The 16168-nt window shown below is 71.4% G+C and carries 15 protein-coding genes and 1 pseudogene (1 of these 16 cut by a window edge); 13 read left to right on the forward strand and 3 right to left on the reverse strand.

Going from position 1 to position 16168, the window contains the following annotated elements:
- The 4 genes and pseudogenes from CED_RS02145 to cobA form a co-directional block, all read left to right on the forward strand.
- A pseudogene (locus tag CED_RS02145) lies at positions 1-1430 on the forward strand (nitrite/sulfite reductase); it begins 280 nt to the left of the window's first position.
- Entirely contained in the window at positions 1423-1659 is a 237-nt protein-coding gene (locus CED_RS02150; protein WP_011434986.1) for a hypothetical protein, read from the forward strand. The pseudogene CED_RS02145 and the gene CED_RS02150 overlap by 8 nt, the downstream one beginning before the upstream one ends.
- A gap of 101 nt (positions 1660-1760) precedes the next feature.
- Positions 1761-2432: a phosphoadenylyl-sulfate reductase gene (locus tag CED_RS02155; protein ID WP_011434987.1), complete on the forward strand. Its 672-nt coding sequence runs from the start codon at positions 1761-1763 to the stop codon at positions 2430-2432.
- Positions 2433-2492: 60 nt separating this feature from the next.
- On the forward strand, positions 2493-4019 hold the full coding sequence (cobA, locus tag CED_RS02160) for a uroporphyrinogen-III C-methyltransferase (RefSeq protein ID WP_011434988.1): 1527 nt from the start codon (positions 2493-2495) through the stop codon (positions 4017-4019).
- Here the strand turns inward: cobA and CED_RS02165 are convergent.
- Together CED_RS02165 and CED_RS02170 are read right to left on the reverse strand one after the other, a co-directional pair.
- Positions 3985-4458, reverse strand: a complete 474-nt coding sequence (locus CED_RS02165; RefSeq protein ID WP_011434989.1) for a sirohydrochlorin chelatase — start codon at positions 4456-4458, stop codon at positions 3985-3987. The two genes, cobA and CED_RS02165, sit on opposite strands and share 35 nt — an antisense overlap.
- Positions 4459-4547: 89 nt before the next feature.
- A complete protein-coding gene (locus CED_RS02170; RefSeq protein ID WP_011434990.1) occupies positions 4548-5513 on the reverse strand; it encodes an NAD(P)/FAD-dependent oxidoreductase in 966 nt (321 codons plus the stop codon).
- A gap of 545 nt (positions 5514-6058) precedes the next feature.
- Between CED_RS02170 and CED_RS02175 the strand changes: the two genes are divergently transcribed.
- From CED_RS02175 to CED_RS02195, 5 genes are all read left to right on the forward strand, one after another.
- Positions 6059-7897: a serine/threonine-protein kinase gene (locus CED_RS02175; protein ID WP_035908439.1), complete on the forward strand. Its 1839-nt coding sequence runs from the start codon at positions 6059-6061 to the stop codon at positions 7895-7897.
- 42 nt (positions 7898-7939) lie between these two features.
- On the forward strand, positions 7940-8200 hold the full coding sequence (locus CED_RS02180; RefSeq protein WP_035908441.1) for a hypothetical protein: 261 nt from the start codon (positions 7940-7942) through the stop codon (positions 8198-8200).
- A gap of 234 nt (positions 8201-8434) precedes the next feature.
- Complete coding sequence (gene mqnC, locus CED_RS02185) at positions 8435-9622, forward strand: cyclic dehypoxanthinyl futalosine synthase (protein ID WP_011434993.1); 1188 nt, start codon at positions 8435-8437, stop codon at positions 9620-9622.
- Between the two features lie 24 nt (positions 9623-9646).
- Entirely contained in the window at positions 9647-10729 is a 1083-nt protein-coding gene (add, locus tag CED_RS02190; RefSeq protein ID WP_011434994.1) for an adenosine deaminase, read from the forward strand.
- Positions 10730-10745: 16 nt separating this feature from the next.
- Positions 10746-11468 (forward strand): demethylmenaquinone methyltransferase, encoded by a 723-nt coding sequence (locus CED_RS02195; RefSeq protein ID WP_035908547.1) that lies wholly within the window; start codon positions 10746-10748, stop codon positions 11466-11468.
- A gap of 74 nt (positions 11469-11542) precedes the next feature.
- Here the strand turns inward: CED_RS02195 and CED_RS02200 are convergent, their stop codons facing one another.
- Positions 11543-12262 carry a dienelactone hydrolase family protein gene (locus CED_RS02200; RefSeq protein WP_035908442.1) on the reverse strand — a complete coding sequence of 240 codons (720 nt, stop codon included), beginning with the start codon at positions 12260-12262 and terminating at the stop codon, positions 11543-11545.
- Between the two features lie 571 nt (positions 12263-12833).
- Between CED_RS02200 and CED_RS02205 the strand changes: the two genes are divergently transcribed.
- The 4 genes from CED_RS02205 to CED_RS02220 all read left to right on the forward strand — a co-directional run bounded on the left by CED_RS02205 (position 12834) and on the right by CED_RS02220 (position 16139).
- On the forward strand, positions 12834-14138 hold the full coding sequence (locus tag CED_RS02205) for a geranylgeranyl reductase family protein (RefSeq protein WP_011434997.1): 1305 nt from the start codon (positions 12834-12836) through the stop codon (positions 14136-14138).
- A 118-nt stretch (positions 14139-14256) separates the two neighbouring features.
- Complete coding sequence (locus CED_RS02210) at positions 14257-14619, forward strand: NADH-quinone oxidoreductase subunit A (protein WP_035908444.1); 363 nt, start codon at positions 14257-14259, stop codon at positions 14617-14619.
- Complete coding sequence (locus tag CED_RS25985) at positions 14610-15425, forward strand: NADH-quinone oxidoreductase subunit B family protein (RefSeq protein WP_011434999.1); 816 nt, start codon at positions 14610-14612, stop codon at positions 15423-15425. Before CED_RS02210 ends, CED_RS25985 begins: the two co-directional genes overlap by 10 nt.
- Positions 15426-15428: 3 nt before the next feature.
- Entirely contained in the window at positions 15429-16139 is a 711-nt protein-coding gene (locus tag CED_RS02220; protein WP_011435000.1) for an NADH-quinone oxidoreductase subunit C, read from the forward strand.
- The last annotated feature ends 29 nt before the right edge of the window (positions 16140-16168 follow it).

Raw genomic sequence — 16168 nt, forward strand, 5'->3', positions numbered from 1 at the left:
AGGAACTGGACGACTCCTACTTCATGCAGCGCATCCGGCTCGACGGCGGCCGGATGACCTCGGATCAGCTCCGGGTGATCGCCGACGTCTCCACCTGCTACGGCCGGGACGTCGCTGATGTCACCGACCGGCAGAACATCCAACTCCACTGGATCCGGATCGAGGATGTGCCGGCGATCTGGGCGGCGCTGGAGAACGCCGGCATGACCACCGCCGAGGCCTGTGGCGACACCCCCCGGGTGATCCTCGGTTGCCCGCTCGCCGGGGTCGACGGTGACGAGATCATCGACGGGAGCGAGGCGATCGACGAGGTCGTCCGCCGGTTCGTCGGCGACCCCACGCTGGCCAACCTGCCCCGTAAGTTCAAAAGCGCCATCTCCGGCTGCGCCGACCACTGCACGTTGCACGAGATCAACGACATCGCGTTCGTCGGGGTCGTCCATCCGGAGCTGGGAGCCGGCTACGACCTGTGGGTCGGTGGCGGTCTGTCGACGAACCCACGGCTCGGCGTGCGGCTGGGCGCGTTCGTGCCGCCGGCGCGGGTTGCCGAGGTCTGGCACGGCGTCGTATCGCTGTTCCGAGACTACGGCTACCGACGGCTGCGCACCCGCGCCCGGTTGAAGTTCCTGGTCGCGGACATGGGCGCCGAATGGGTGCGCGCGACTCTGGAGAAGGAGTACCTGGCTTCGGCGCTGCCCGATGGCCCGCCGCCGGCCCCGCCGCGCAGCGAGGGGCGCGACCACATCGGGGTGCACCGCCAGCGCGACGGCCGCAACGCCGTGGGGTTCGCACCGCGGGCGGGTCGGCTCAGCGGGACCACGCTGAGCGCGGTGGCGGACCTCGCCGACCGGTTCGGGCAGGGCCGCATCCGCGCCACGACGACGCAGAAGCTCGTCATCCTCGATGTCGCCGACGCGGACGTCAACGCGCTGGAGGCCGAACTCGGTGCGCTCGACCTGGTGGTCCGCCCGAGCGTGTTCCGGCGCGGCACGATGGCCTGCACCGGTATCGAGTTCTGCAAACTGGCGATCGTCGAGACCAAGGGTCGGGCCCGCGACCTCATCGACGAGCTCGAACGCCGGCTGCCCGACTTCGACGAGCCGATCGGGATCAACGTCAACGGCTGCCCCAACGCCTGCGCCCGCTTTCAGGTCGCCGACATCGGGCTCAAGGGCTCCCTGGTACCGGACGACGCCACCGGTGAGATGGTCGAGGGCTTCCAGGTCCACCTCGGCGGGCACCTGGGCACCAGGTCGCGGCTGGGCCGCAAGTCGCGTGGTCTGAAGGTGACCGCCGACGGCCTCGTCGACTACGTCGTCGCGGTGCTGGAGACCTACCGGGCGGACCGGACCGCGGGGGAGAGCTTCGCGGACTGGGCGGAGCGGGCCGACGAGGCCCAACTGACGGCGCTCGGTGCCGCAGATGGCTAGCGGTGAGCGGGTGGTGCCCTTCTACTGCCCGTATTGCGGCGAGGAGGACATCGTCCCGGACACGCCGCCGGAGGGCTCCGGCGCGGGACATGGTCACGGGTACTGGGCGTGCCGGTCCTGCCTGCGGGGCTTCCGGCTGAGCCTGACGGCCCTCGCGGTCGCCTCGGGCGGGACCGCCGTCATCACGGGCGGGGCGTTCGGCGCGGCGGAAGAGCAGGCGGCACGGTGATCGGCAATGGACAGCACCCGGGCGGCTGCCCGGTGGACGACCGCGGCATCCGCCTGCGGCGTCGCCGGAGCCGGGTTGCGTGACGACGAGGAGACGAGCTGATGGATGCCGCGTTGCAGGCCCGGGCGCTGCGGGCCGGGGACGACCTCGAGGGCGCGCCGGCGGAGGAGATCCTGCGCTGGGCGGTCGGGGAATTCGGGACGAAGCTGGCGATCGCCGCCTCGATGGCTGAGGCGATCCTCGTGGACATGCTCGCCCGGATTCGGTCCGACGTCCCCGTGGTTTTCATCGACACCGGTTATCACTTCCCCGAGACCGTCGGTACCCGGGACGCGGTGGCCGGAACCTACGACCTGCCGATCATCAGCGCCCGTCCGCAGCTCACCGTCGTCGGCCAGGACGCCGTCTACGGCCAGGACCTCTACCGGACCGACCCGGACCTGTGCTGCCGGATGCGCAAGGTCGTTCCGCTGGATCGGGCCCTGGCGCCCTACCGTGCCTGGGCCGCGGGGTCGCGGCGGGCGGAGTCGCCCAGCCGGGCGAAGCTCCGGGTCGTCGACTGGGACGCCCGACGGGGCAAGGTGAAGATCCACCCGCTCGCGGCTTGGACCGACGAGGACGTCGAACGCTACGTGGCCGAGCACGGCGTCATCGTCAACCCGCTCCTCTCCGATGGTTACGACTCGGTCGGCTGCTGGCCGTGCACCCGGCGGGGCGCCGGCCGGGAGGGCCGGTGGGTCGGTTCGATCAAGACGGAGTGCGGCATCCACTGACCTCCTCGGGCCTGCCGGCTGCCGGTGTTCGAAGGCAACCGAGCAGGTACGGTGCACGCCGTGACGGACGGGCGAAGTGTGGGTGAGGTCTGGCTGGTCGGCGCGGGTCCGGGCGATCCCGGTCTGCTCACCGTTCGCGGCCGTGAGGTGCTGGCGAACGCGGACGTCGTGGTCACCGACCGGCTCGCCGCGGCCGTCCTCCTCGGCGCCGCCCCGGCCGGCGCCGAGATCATCCACGTGGGCAAGAGCCCGGCCGCCCCGTCGTGGACCCAGGAGGAGATCAACGCGGTCCTCGTCGACCGGGCGCGCGCCGGTGCGCGCGTCGTCCGCCTCAAGGGCGGCGATCCCTACATGCTCGGGCGAGGCAGCGAGGAGGCGCAGGCCTGCGCCGCGGCGGGGGTCGCGTGCACCGTCGTGCCCGGCGTCACCTCGGCGCTGGCCGTACCCGCCTGTGCCGGCATCCCGGTCACCCATCGTGGTCTCGCGCAGGAAGTTGCCATCGTCTCGGGGCACCTGCCACCCGGCCATCCGGAGTCGACGGTGGACTGGGCCGCTCTCGCGGCCTCCCGGGCGACCATCGTCATCCTGATGGGGGTGGCGCGTCTCATGGACATCGCCGACGCGCTGCTCACCGGCGGTCGCCCCGAGGCGACGCCGGTCGCGGTCATCGAGCGCGGGGCGACCCCGGCGCAGCGGGTCCTGCGGACCACCCTGGACGCGCTGGCGATCGACGCGATCGCGGCCGGTGTGCGGTCTCCCGCGGTGATCGTGGTCGGAGAGGTCGCGGCGCGCCGGGACGCGCTGGCCTTGGAGGCGGGGCCGCTCACCGGGATCCGGGTACTCGTGGCCCGTACCCGGCCGCGGCCGGGTCTGCTGGCTCGCCGGCTGCGGCAGCTGGGCGCGGATGCGGTCGAGACCGTCGTTGCCCGGCCCGCGCCGGTCGAGGACGCCGGTGCCGCGCTGGTGGCGGCGCTGCCGGGAGCGGGCGGCCTGCTGCTGGCCGATGCGGACGAGGTCGCCGCCGTGGTGACCCTGCTGCGTCGAGCCGGCACCGACGTGCGGGCGTTGGCCGGCCTGACTCTCGTCGCGGCCCGCGAGGACGCCGCGGAAGCGCTTGACGGCCTGGGCCTCGCCTCGGTGCCCGTCGCCGAGCTGTCCACGGATCCGCTGTCCGCGGATCCATCGTCGACCGGTCCCGCCGGTCCCGCCGGTCCGACCGGCTCGTCGCGGGTGCTGATCGCCGGCGCGGCGGACCCGCCGGACGCGGTGTGTTCCCTGCGCCGGGTGCCGCTGCTCACCGACGTGACCGCCGAGCCGGATCCCCGGATCGCCGAGGAGCTCCGGCATGGCGACTTCGACGTCGCGGTCTTCGCGTCGTCCACCGCCGCCCGCGGCACCGCCGAGATCTACGGACCTCTCCCGCCCGATCTGCTCATCGCGGCGATGGGTCGACGCAGCGCGCTGGCCTGCGCGGCGGCGGGCATGCGGGTGGACATCGTGCCCACCGAACCCGGGGTCCATCCGCTCGCGGCCGCCGTCGCGGACTTCGTCGTCACCAGCCGGTCCACCGGCTCGCCTGGGGGTTGATCTTCAGGGTGGCGGCATCGGCTTCGCGGACCAGGAGACGCAGGGTGTCGTCGAGTCGCGCGCGGACCGCGTCGACGACGCTCGCGTGCAGCCCGAGCGGCTCCGACAGCACCCATCGGGTCGTCGGGTGCCGGCACCGGGCGCCCTCCAGTGCCGCCGGGATGTCCCGGCGGGTGTGGTTGCCGTCGAACAGGAAGAACGGGTAGGCGACGATTTCGGTGCATCCCGCGTCGGCCAGCGTGGCGTACCCGGTGGCGATGTCGGGCTGGGCGATTTCAAGGAAGGCGGCTTCGACCGCCCCCCACGTCCATGGCGCGGCGGCATGGCCGGGATCGACCACATGGCCGGGATCGACCAGGAGCCGGTGGGCGAGTTCCCGAACCGTCGCGTTCGCCTCGTCCCGCCGGGATCCGTGACCGATCACCAGTAGACCGCGCATGTTCCCAGTGTGCGCCGCGGGTCCGCCGGTGCCCGGTCGGAAACGGCCGCATCCGTCGGCCACGTCTGTCGGCCACGCCCGCCGGGCGCTCAGCCGCCGGTGCCGTCGTCGGAGCTGTGCCCCGGGAAGATCTTTGCCGACGGGTCCACCAGCGGCGCCGCGTTGTTGACCGCCGTCGCGGCCTCCCCGAAACCCGTCGCGATCAGGCGGACCTTCCCCGGGTACTCGGTGATGTCGCCGGCCGCGAAGATCCGCTCGACCCCGGTCGCCATCGTCGGGTCGACGACAATGTGCCGCTTGTCAATGGTCAGATTCCAGCGGGTCAGCGGTCCGAGGTCGGCGGTGAATCCGAGCGCGGCGACGACCGCCTGCGCGGGTCGGACATGTCGGTCGCCGGTGCGGGTCTGCACCAGTTCGACCTTCTCGATCCACTCCTCACCGTGGACCATGGCGACCTCGGTGAAGGTCAGGATCTCGACGGAGGACGCCTCGACCCGCTCGACTGTGGACATATGCGCCCGGAACCGGTCCCGCCGGTGCACGAGGGTGACCGAGCGGGCGATCGGCTCCAGGGCCAGCGCCCAGTCGAAGGCGCTGTCCCCGCCGCCGACCACGATGACGTCCTGGCCGGTGTGGACGTCGAGCTTGGGCACGAAGTAGACCAGGCCGCGGCCCAGATGCGCGGTGCCGGTGGGCAGCGGGCGGGGGGCGAAGGTGCCGAGACCGCCGGTGATGACGACGACCTTGGCGCGTACCCGAAGGCCCTGGCTGCTGGTCACCACCACGGCGTCCGGCTTGTGGGCCAGCTCGGCGGCCTGCTGGCCCAGCAGGTAGGTGGGGGAGAACTGGTTCGCCTGGATCAACAGGGCGTCGATCAGTTCCCGCCCCCGGACGGCCGGCAGACCCGCGATGTCGTAGATCACCTTCTCCGGGTACATCGCGGTGACCTGACCGCCGGCCTCGGGCAACGAGTCCATGAGCGCGACCGACATGCCGCGGAATCCGGCGTAGTAGGCGCCGTAGAGACCGGCCGGACCGGCGCCTACGATCAGCATGTCGACGTCGGTGTCGACCGGGGACGTCCCCGACCGCACGGCGCCGGTGACGCTCGCTCCGGCCGCGGGGTCGGTCTCCGTGACCGCGTTCGCGGGCTGGTGCGCATCGGCGGACTGCGTGACCACGGGTGACTCCCTAGGCTTGGCGGCCGACCGGCGCTGTCGGGGCAGCCGGTCGGTAGCAGTGGATGTTCCCTCCCTCATCCTGCCGGAGACACACCTCACCCGCCTTCATCCGCGGAATGGTGAGTCGTCGACCACCTGTGGTTGTTGTCGACCACCTGCGGTCTCCTCGGATACGGCTGGCGGGAACGATCGGATCCGCCGCGTCGGCTGGCGGACAACGCTCGACATCGATTTACTCGAGAGGGTTAGCGTGACTTCCGCGCCGTTGCGGATGCCCGTAGGGACTGGGCGACGACGGACTGTGGCGTGATGATGGGTTCATCTCCCTGCACGGGGAGACAATTGCGGCACCGGTGACGGCTCCCAGGCCGGAACGGTACCTGGGCCGCGGCCGGAGGTATAACACGGGCGGGAGAACAGTGACGGAACGATCGGCGCGTCGGGTTTCGCCTATCGGCGGATATCCGGCCGAGGCGCCGCATCCCGATGATCCGACCACGATCGGTGTTTACCAGGTCGTCGGTCGGCTGGGCGCGGGTGGGATGGGAACGGTGTTCCTCGCCCAGGACGCGGCCGAGAAGTTCGTTGCGATCAAGGTGATCAGGTCGGACCTCGCCGCCGACCCGGAATTCCGGGCACGTTTCCGGGACGAGGTGGCGGCCGCTCGGCGGGTCGCGCCCTTCTGCACCGCCCAGGTACTCGACGCCGATCCCGACGCGCGTCGTCCTTATCTGGTCACGGAGTACATCGACGGCGTCCGGCTTGATCAGGCCGTCACCGAGTCCGGTCCGCTGCCGCTGTCGACACTGCAGGGCGTGGCGGTCGGCGTGGCGTCCGCGCTCACCGCCATCCACCGGGCCGGCATCGTGCACAGGGATCTCAAACCGAGCAACGTCATGCTGTCGTACTCCGGCCCCCGGGTCATCGACTTCGGGATCGCCCGCACGCTCGACATGACGAAGGGCCGCACCCAGACGGGTCTGGTCCTCGGCTCGGTCGGCTGGATGGCGCCCGAGCAGATGGAGGGCGCTGCGCTCGGTCCGGCGGTCGACGTCTTCGCCTGGGGACTGCTGATCGGCTACGCGGCCACCGGCGGTCACCCCTACGGCCACGGCACCTACCTGGAGATGTCGGAGAAGATCCTGACGGGTCAGCCGGACCTGCGGGCCATGCCGCCGGATCTCACGCCGATCGTCCGGTCCGCGCTCGCCCGCGACCCCCGGGACCGGCCCTCCACCGAGAACCTGCTGCTCACCCTACTCGGCGAACGCGGCCGGGCCGGTGACGCGCGGGACGCCGCGACCGCACTGCTCGACGGGACCTGGCCACGGGGGCGCAGTACCGCCGGGGCTGGGGCGGCCGCGCTCGCCGGGGGTGCCGGGGCCGGTTGGCCGGATCCGACCCACGTTGCGACCCCGTATGAACAGCGGCGCTGGTGGGAGAATGAGCCCCGGCCCCTCGGCGGCGACCGTTGGTGGAACGACTCGGCCCGCGACAGGCCCCCGCCGGCCGGTCCGCCTGTGCCGCCACCCGCGCTGGCACCGCCACCGGCCGCCGACCGTGCCGCGGGCCCGCGGCACGGGGTGCCGCGGGCCCGTCGACGGCGCCGCGGCGGATTCGTCCAGTACGACGATGAGGCCGACGGGAACGNCCACCGATCGGGTTTCGACAATTCCGGCGAGGGGGGCCATCCGCCGCCGGCGCCGGACGCCCGCCCGAGGCACGGCGGCCAGCCCCGGGTGGATTCTCCGCACGCCGGTCAGCCCTACCCGGACCAGGCCCACGCGGGTCGGCCCTACGCCGGTCGGCCCTACGCCGGTCAGCCCTACGCCGGCCGTGCCGCGGAGGCGGCACCGTCTCCCCAGGCGCCGGCCCGGCCCCGCCCCGTGGCCCAGCAGCGGCCCCCGTCGGCGCCCGCGGGTCCCGCGCCTGCCCCGGCCCCGCGGGTGGCCGAGGCGCGGCCGGCGCCGCGCGGACGCGCGCCGGCTCCCTACGCCGAATCGGTGCCGCGACCGCGTCCCCGGCGTCGGTTCCGGCTGCGGATCCCTTTCAAGCGCACGATCCTGTTCGTTCTTGTCGTCCTGCTGCTGCTCTCCGCGGCGGACCAGATCGCCTTGATGGTCGACGAACAGCGCCAGCGGTTGTGGAACAAGGTCGTCACGTCCGTCAAGGATGACACCCATGACCAGCTCGACAGCCTGTGGAACCGGGTGAGGGACACGTTCGGCGGCTCCTCGGGCGGGTCGTCGAACGGGTGACCGGCAGGCGTAAACCCCTGCCCGGATAGGTACACCGTTGTCATGGCCAGTTTCTCGAACAAGATCACGGACTTCCTACACAGCCCGAAGACCAAGGAGATGGTCAACAAGGCCAAGGCCGCGGCCAACCGGCCGGAGAACCGGGCCAAGATCAAGCAGCTCCAGGCGAAGCTCACCAGCCGCGGCCACGGTCACCACGACGCCGGTCCCGCCAGCCCGGCCGGCTCCTCGACAGCCGGCTACACTGACGCCACCCGTGGTGGCTCCAGCCCGGTGGANCCGAGGACGCGATCCGGACACTGACCGTTCATCCCCCGCGTCGCGCCGAAGGCTCCGACGGCTACCCTGGGAGGATCGCCGAAGGTGATTCGACGGAGACCCCGAACGGCGCCCGATGCCAGGGGTCCCCGCGTCGCGCNGAAGGCTCCGACGGCTACCCTGGGAGGATCGCCGAAGGTGATTCGACGGAGACCCCGAACGGCGCCCGATGCCAGGGGTCCCCGCGTCGCGCCGAAGGCGCTACGCGGGGAGGGCCGTATGGATGTCGATGGTGAGATTCCGGTGGGTCGGGGTGGTGGCGAGATCCGGTCTGTGCTGGACCGGGCCGCAGCCGGCGGGCGTATCTCCGCGGAGGAGGCGCTGCTCCTCTATACGAGGGCGCCGCTGCACGCGCTCGGCGGCGCGGCGGACACGGTCCGTCGGCGCCGTTTCCCCGATGGCATCGCGACGTACATCATCGACCGGAACATCAACTACACGAATGTCTGCGTGACCGCCTGCCGGTTTTGCGCCTTCTACCGCGCTCCGAAGCATGCCGAGGGCTGGGTCCGCGACGTCGAGGACATCGTCGCCAAGTGCGGGGAGGCGGTCGAGCTCGGCGCCACGCAGATCATGCTGCAGGGCGGGCACCATCCCGACTTCGGCATCGAGTGGTATGAGCGTACCTTTGCCGCCATCAAGAAGGCATATCCCCAGTTGGCGCTGCACTCGCTGGGCGCCAGCGAGGTTGTGCACATCGCCCGGACGTCCGATCTGACTTTTCCCGAGGTCATTACCCGGCTGCGGGACGCGGGCCTGGACAGCTTCGCGGGCGCGGGAGCGGAGATTCTCACCGAACGGCCCCGGCAGGCGATCGCTCCGCTGAAGGAGCCCGGTCACGTCTGGCTGTCCGTGATGGAGACCGCCCACAACCTCGGCCTGGAATCCACCGCCACCTTCATGATGGGCACGGGGGAGACGAACGCCGAGCGCATCGAACACCTGACGATGATCCGGGACGTCCAGGACCGGACCGGCGGGTTCCGTTCGTTCATCCCCTGGACCTACCAGCCGGAGAACAATCATCTCGGCGGGCGCACCCAGGCGACGACCCTGGAGTACCTCCGCCTCGTCGCGGTCGCGCGGCTGTTCTTCGACAACATCACGCACCTGCAGGGCTCCTGGCTGACCACCGGCAAGGAGATCGGCCAGCTCACCCTGCACATGGGCGCCGACGACCTCGGCTCGGTGATGCTGGAGGAGAACGTCGTCTCCTCCGCCGGGGCGCGCCACCGCACCAACCGGTCGGAGCTGATCTCCCTGATCCGTGCTGCCGGCCGCATCCCCGCTCAGCGCGACACCCGCTACCAGCACCTCGTCGTGCACCGCGACCCGGCGCAGGACCCGGTTGACGACCGGGTGGCCTCGCACTTCTCCTCCACCGCGCTACCGCTCATCTCCGCGTAGCCGGGCGCACCATACAGTGACCGGGTGAGTGACCCCTCCGGATTCGCGGTCCCGTCCCCGACCGGGCCGAAGATCGAACTCCACGTCCATCTGGAGGGCACGGTCCGTCCCGCCACCCTGCTGGAGATGGCGCGCCGCAACTCCGAGGCGCTGCCTGCCCGCACGGTCGAGGGCCTCGCGGACCTCTACCGCTTCCGCGACTTCGACCACTTCCTGAAGGCCTGGATCCTCACCACCCACGTGATGCGGACGGAGGCCGACTTCCGCCAGGTGGTCGTCGACTACGCCGCCGAGGCGGCCCGGGCGGGCGCCGTCTACCTGGAGGGCATCTTCTCGCCCTGGTTCCGGGTCCATCGGGGGGTCCGCGTCGAGGAGATCTTCCACGGCTACGCCGACGGGGCGATCGAGGCCCGGGAACGCTATGGCGTCGAGGTGCGCCTCACCCCGGACATCGAGCGGGTGCTGCCGGTCGAGGCCGCGATGGAGGTGGCGCGGTGGGCGGTGCGGTTCGCCGATCGCGGTGTCGTCGGCATTGGGCTCGGCGGACCGGAGGTCGGTCATCCCCCCGAGCCGTTCGCGCCGGCGTTCGCACTGGCCGCCGACGGCGGGCTCGCCGCGGTCCCGCACGCGGGGGAGACGGCGGGCCCGGTGTCCGTACGGGGCGCGCTCGACGCGCTGGGAGCCAGGCGGATCCGGCATGGGATCCGGGCCGCCGAGGACCCCGAGCTGATGCGACGGCTGGTCGATCAGGGGATCGTGCTGGACGTCTGCCCGGTGTCCAACCTGCGGACTCGGTCGGTGGCATCCCTCGACGACCACCCCTTGGCGGCGTTGCTGCGGGCCGGGGTCGCGTGCTCGCTTGCCACCGACGATCCCGCTATGTTCGGCACCGATCTGGAGACGGAGCACGCGGTCGCGGCAGGGCTCGGTGCCCGGGCCCGCGACCTGTACACCGCCGGGGTCGCGGGCGCGCTGTGCGACGAGCCGACCCGCACGCGGCTGCGGCGGATCGGCGAGAGCACCGACTGGGACACCGTCGAGAGGGCCGCCCGCGACGCCTCGGCGGCGGCCTCGGCGCGGTTCGGCGGCGGGGAAGGGGCATGGTGAGCGGGGAAGGGGCATGGTGAGCAGAGCGGGACTCGACAAACGTCCGCGGGACGTCGCGTCGATGTTCGACGGGGTGGCCAACCGGTACGACCTGACCAACACCGTGCTCACCGGCGGGCTCGACCGGACCTGGCGGCGCGCCGCGGCGGGCGCGCTGGACCTGCGGCCGGGGCTTCGGGTCCTCGACCTCGCCGCCGGGACGGCGACCTCGTCACGAGCCTTCGCTCTCGCCGGGACCGATGTGGTGGCCTGTGACTTCTCCCTGGGGATGCTGCGGGCCGGGCAGCGTCGGCTGGCGTCGCGGCCGTTGCCGGGGGAGGCTGGGCGGATCCTGCTGACCGCCGGGGACGGGCTGCGGCTGCCGTTCCGGGACGAGACCTTTGACCGGACGACGATCTCGTTCGGTCTGCGCAACGTCGCCGACACGTTCGGCTGCCTCACCGAGCTGCGTCGGGTGACCCGTCCGGGCGGGATGCTCGTGGTGTGCGAGTTCAGCCGCCCGGTCTGGGCGCTCTGGCGGACGGTCTACGTCGAGTACCTGATGCGGGCCTTGCCGGCCGTGGCCCGCGCGGTGAGCAACAGCCCGGACTCGTATGTCTATCTCGCCGAGTCGATCCGGGCCTGGCCCGCCCAGGCGGAGCTGGCTNGCCTGCTGCGGGAGGCGGGCTGGTCCCGGGTCGGCTGGCGCAACCTCACCGGCGGCGTGGTGGCGTTGCACCGGGGTCACGCCCCGGACTGACGGTCCTGGACCGGTCATGGTGCTGGACCGGTCATGGTGCTGGACCGGCCGGCGCCACGGCAGGCGGGGTGGGCTCAGCCGGGAACATGCGAGTCGAACCAGGTCAGCATGCGTGACCAGGCGTCCTTCGCCGACGGGCCGTGGTAGGCGCCGGCGCGGGCGTCGTTGTGGAAGCCGTGCCCGGCCTGTGGGTAACGGACGATCTCGGCGGGCACGGACGCCTTCCGTGTCGCCGCCCGCAGGTCCTCCACCTCCGAAGCGAGGATGCTCGGATCCTGGTCGCCGTACAGGCCGAGCCACGGTGCCTGCAGGCGGTCGGCGAGATCCAGCTGGGCGGGTTCCCCGAAGCGGCGCATGGTGATCCCGCCACCGTAGAAGGTGCTCGCGGCGCCGAACGGCCGGGCCACCGCAGCCTGGAAGGCGATGCTCCCGCCGACGCAGAAGCCCACGACGGCGCAGCGGTCGATGGCGGTGCCCTCCTCGGCGAGGATGGCCAGCGCGGCGTCGATGTCGGCGAGAAGGTCGGTGCCGTTGAGCTCATCGAGGATCTTCACCGCGGAGGCGAGGTCGTCGTAGTCGAAGACGGGCGAGCCCGCGCGGTGGAACAGGTCGGGGGCGATGGCCCGCCAGCCCNCGCGCGCGAACCTCGAGCAGACATCGGTGATGTGCTCGGTGAGGCCGAACGCCTCGTGGAGGACGACGACGCCGCCGCGTGCGGGACCATCGGGTTCGGTGAGCGTGGCCGGGGCGGGCCCGTCGGGGGNGGGGATGACGACGGTCTCTGCGGTGGTCATCGCGTTCTCTCGTTCCCAGTCCGTGCTGCTTTGGGTGACGGTGTTCGGGTGACGGCGTTCGGGTGATGATGCGTCCGTGTCGTCGGGACACCGGCGGCGACCGCGGACGAGCCACCGCGTTTCGGGTGACCTGTGGAGGGACTACCCCGCACGGGCGCTGATCCCACCCCGGGGGCGAATATGGGCCACCGGCGGGCGGTGGGGCCCGGCTTCGTGGTTTCTCCGTTGCGCTTCACGCTCCGGGCGAGTGTTGCGGACCGACACCAGGCGGGTGAGCTGGCCTGATCCAGGCTGATNGGGCGAAGNTTTTNCCCGCCGCTCACGATGGCGATCGGCGGCCGAGCCCCGGCGGCGGGCGTCCGGCGCCGCGAACTATCGCTCACGGTAACGATAGGGTGTACGAAATCAACCCGTCCGTTCTTCGCAGCATCCTGGTTGGTGCGATTGACCTGTGCAAGGCCTACACTCGCCGGGAACGCTCGTGAAGAATTTCACGAGCACACAGGTGGAGGGCCCCCGGTGGGGCGCCCCCGGGACGAGTGGTCTAGCAGATCCGGAGCAATTCGTGACCATGGCGACGACAAGGGCTGATGGTGCGGCCGGCCGGTCGAAGGCCGACGCCGACGTCATCGTGGTCGGCGCGGGTCCGGGTGGCTCCTCGGCCGCCTACCATCTCGCCAGCGCCGGGCTCGACGTGCTCCTGCTGGAGAAGACGACCTTCCCCCGCGAGAAGGTCTGTGGCGACGGGCTGACCCCGCGGGCCGTCCGCAGCCTCGTGGACATGGGTGTCGACACCTCGCCCGTGGCCGGATGGGCCCGTAACCGGGGGCTTCGCATCATTGGCGGCGGCGTCCGCCTGGAGTTGCCCTGGCCGGAGCTGGCGAGCTGGCCCGACTACGGCCTGGTCCGTCCGCGGCTTGACTTCGACGATCTGCTGGCCCGCCACGCGGTGAAGGTTGGTGCCCGGCTGCACGAGGGGACCGCCGTGACCGGTCCGCTGCTCGACGAGCGCACCGGACGGGTCGTCGGCGTGCACGCCAGGACCGGCACTGACCGGGCACCTGTGACGTTCCGGGCGCCATTGGTCGTCGCGGCGGACGGTAACAGCGCCCGCATCGCGCTCGCCCTCGGTATCCGCCGCCGGGAGGACCGGCCGCTCGGGGTCGCGGTCCGCCGCTACTACCGCAGCCCCCGCACGCACGACGACTTCCTCGAGTCCCATCTGGAACTGTGGGAGGGCAGGCCGCGCGAGAGCCGACTGCTGCCCGGCTACGGCTGGATCTTCGGGGTCGGTAACGGCACGAGCAACGTGGGCCTCGGCCTGCTGAACACCACGGACGCCTTCCAGAACACCGACTACCGGGACCTGTTGCGCCGCTGGCTCGCCGCATTGCCGCCGGAGTGGGGATACACCGAGGACAACGCCATCGGCCCGGTGCGTGGCAGCGCCCTGCCGATGGGCTTCAACCGGACCCCCCATTACCGCGACGGCGTGCTGCTGGTCGGTGACGCGGGCGGGATGGTGAATCCCTTCAACGGCGAGGGCATCGCCTACGCGCTCGAATCCGGTCGGTACGCCGCCGAGATCGCCGTGCAGGCCCTCGCCCGCCCGGATGGTCCGGCGCGGGAGCGGGCACTCGGCCAGTACCCGGAACTCATGCGGGCCCGGTACGGGGGCTATTACACCCTGGGCCGGTTCTTCGTCCAGCTCATCGGCAATCCGACGATTATGGCGTTCGGTACCCGCTACGGGTTGCCGAGACCGGTCCTCATGCGTTTCGTTCTCAAGATCATGGCAAATCTCACCGACCCCCGGGGAGGGGATGCGATGGACCGGCTGATCAACGCGATGACCCGGCTCGCTCCCGCGGCCTGACGTGTCCGAAATGGCCACTGGTTCCGCGGACCGAGTCCGGACCGTTCGCGGTCCGTTCACCGGCGAGCCGTTTCACCCCAACGTCCGGTAACAAACTCTCGAAGGAGAGGAGTTCGGCATGCTCTCGAACTATGTGCCGATCCTCGTTCTGCTCGTGATCGCGGCCCTGTTCGCGGTCGGTTCGGTCGCGGCCGGTGCGCTGATCGGCCCGCGCCGGTTCAACCGTGCGAAGATCGACGCATACGAGTGCGGGATCGAACCCTCCCCGGCCCCGGCCGGACCGCAGCGTTTCCCGGTGAAGTACTACAACACCGCGATGCTCTTCATCGNCTTCGACATCGAGATTATCTTCCTCTTCCCCTGGGCGGTCGCCTTCGACAGTCTGGCGGTATTCGGTCTCGGCGCGATGGCGTTGTTCATGGCGACCATTTTCGTCGCGTACGCCTACGAGTGGCGGCGTGGAGGTCTGGAATGGGACTAGAGGAGAAGCTGCCGGGCGGTGTGCTTCTCGCCAGCGTCGAGAAGCTCGCCAACTGGTCACGGCGCTCGTCGCTGTGGCCGGCGACCTTCGGGTTGGCCTGCTGCGCGATCGAGATGATGTCGACGGGAGCCGGCCGCTACGACCTGTCCCGATTCGGCATGGAGGTCTTCCGGGCCAGCCCGCGCCAGGCCGATCTCATGATCGTTGCCGGCCGGGTGAGTCAGAAGATGGCGCCGGTGCTGCGGCAGATCTACGACCAGATGCCCGAGCCCAAGTGGGTGCTGTCGATGGGTGTCTGCGCCAGCAGCGGCGGCATGTTCAACAACTACGCGATCGTGCAGGGTGTGGACCACATCGTCCCGGTCGACATGTACCTCCCCGGCTGCCCACCGCGGCCGGAGATGCTCATGGATGCCATCATCAAGCTGCACGAGAAGATCCTCGCCGGCCCGATCTCTGGCCGGATCGAGCACACGAAGATCGGCTCCTCGCCGTATCCGAAACCCATCGAGGTGGCCACCGCCCGGGCCGGTCTGCCGGAGGGCGCGTTCGACACCCGGACCCTCTCGGTGAACGACCGCAAGCGCTTCTCGATCCCGGCCGGGGCGCCGGCGCCGACGGGTGGCGGGGCGGTCGAACCCGCCCTGGACACCCGCCGCCCCGCCGCCCTCGCGCCGCCGTCGGTGTTCGGGCGCGCCAAGCGGATACCGGTCGACCCCAAGCCGAGTGACGAGGCCCGGGCGCACGGGCCCGGTCCAACCACCGAGAGCATCGGTGATGTCGACGGCCCGGATCGGGGGATCTAGGCAGTGAGCGACGAGAGCACAGCCTCCGCCGACCTGATACCGGGCGCCGCCGGCGTGCCCGGCGGTCCGGGTGGGCAGCGCCGGGACGCGTTCGGCGCCGGTGACAGCGGTGACACCTCCGGGTTCGGCGGGCTCGTCACGCCCGTTCCGATCCTGAGCTCCACCGCCCGCCCGTTCGGTGACGCCGACGCCGACGCCGTCTACGACGCGCTCGAACGTGCCTTCCCCCAGCTCGGCGACGCCGTCGAACGGGTGGTGGTGGACCGCGGGGAGCTGACCGTCCACGTGCGCCGGGAGAGCCTCGTCGCCGTCGGGCAAACCCTGCGCGACGACCCCGACCTGCGGTTCGAGCTGCTGTCCTCGCTGTCCGGCGTGGACTACCCGGACGACGTCACCGGCCGTCGCCTGCACTCGGTGGCCCACCTGACCTCGATGACGCACCGTCGCCGGGTCCGGGTCGAGGTGTCCGTCACCGACGCCGATCCCACCGTGCCGAGCCTGACCTCGGTGTGGCCCACCGCGGACTGGCACGAGCGCGAGACCTACGACATGTTCGGCATCGTCTACACGGGTCATCCGGGCCTGACCCGGATCATGATGCCGGACGACTGGATCGGGCACCCGCAGCGCAAGGACTACCCGCTGGGGGGCATCCCCGTCGACTACAAGGGTGCCACGATCCCGCCGCCAGACGAGCGCCGGAGCTACTCGTGACCCCGCGTCCGGCCCCGGCCGGCCGGCGG

Source organism: Frankia sp. CeD (assembly GCF_000732115.1).
GTDB lineage: Bacteria > Actinomycetota > Actinomycetes > Frankiales > Frankiaceae > Frankia > Frankia casuarinae.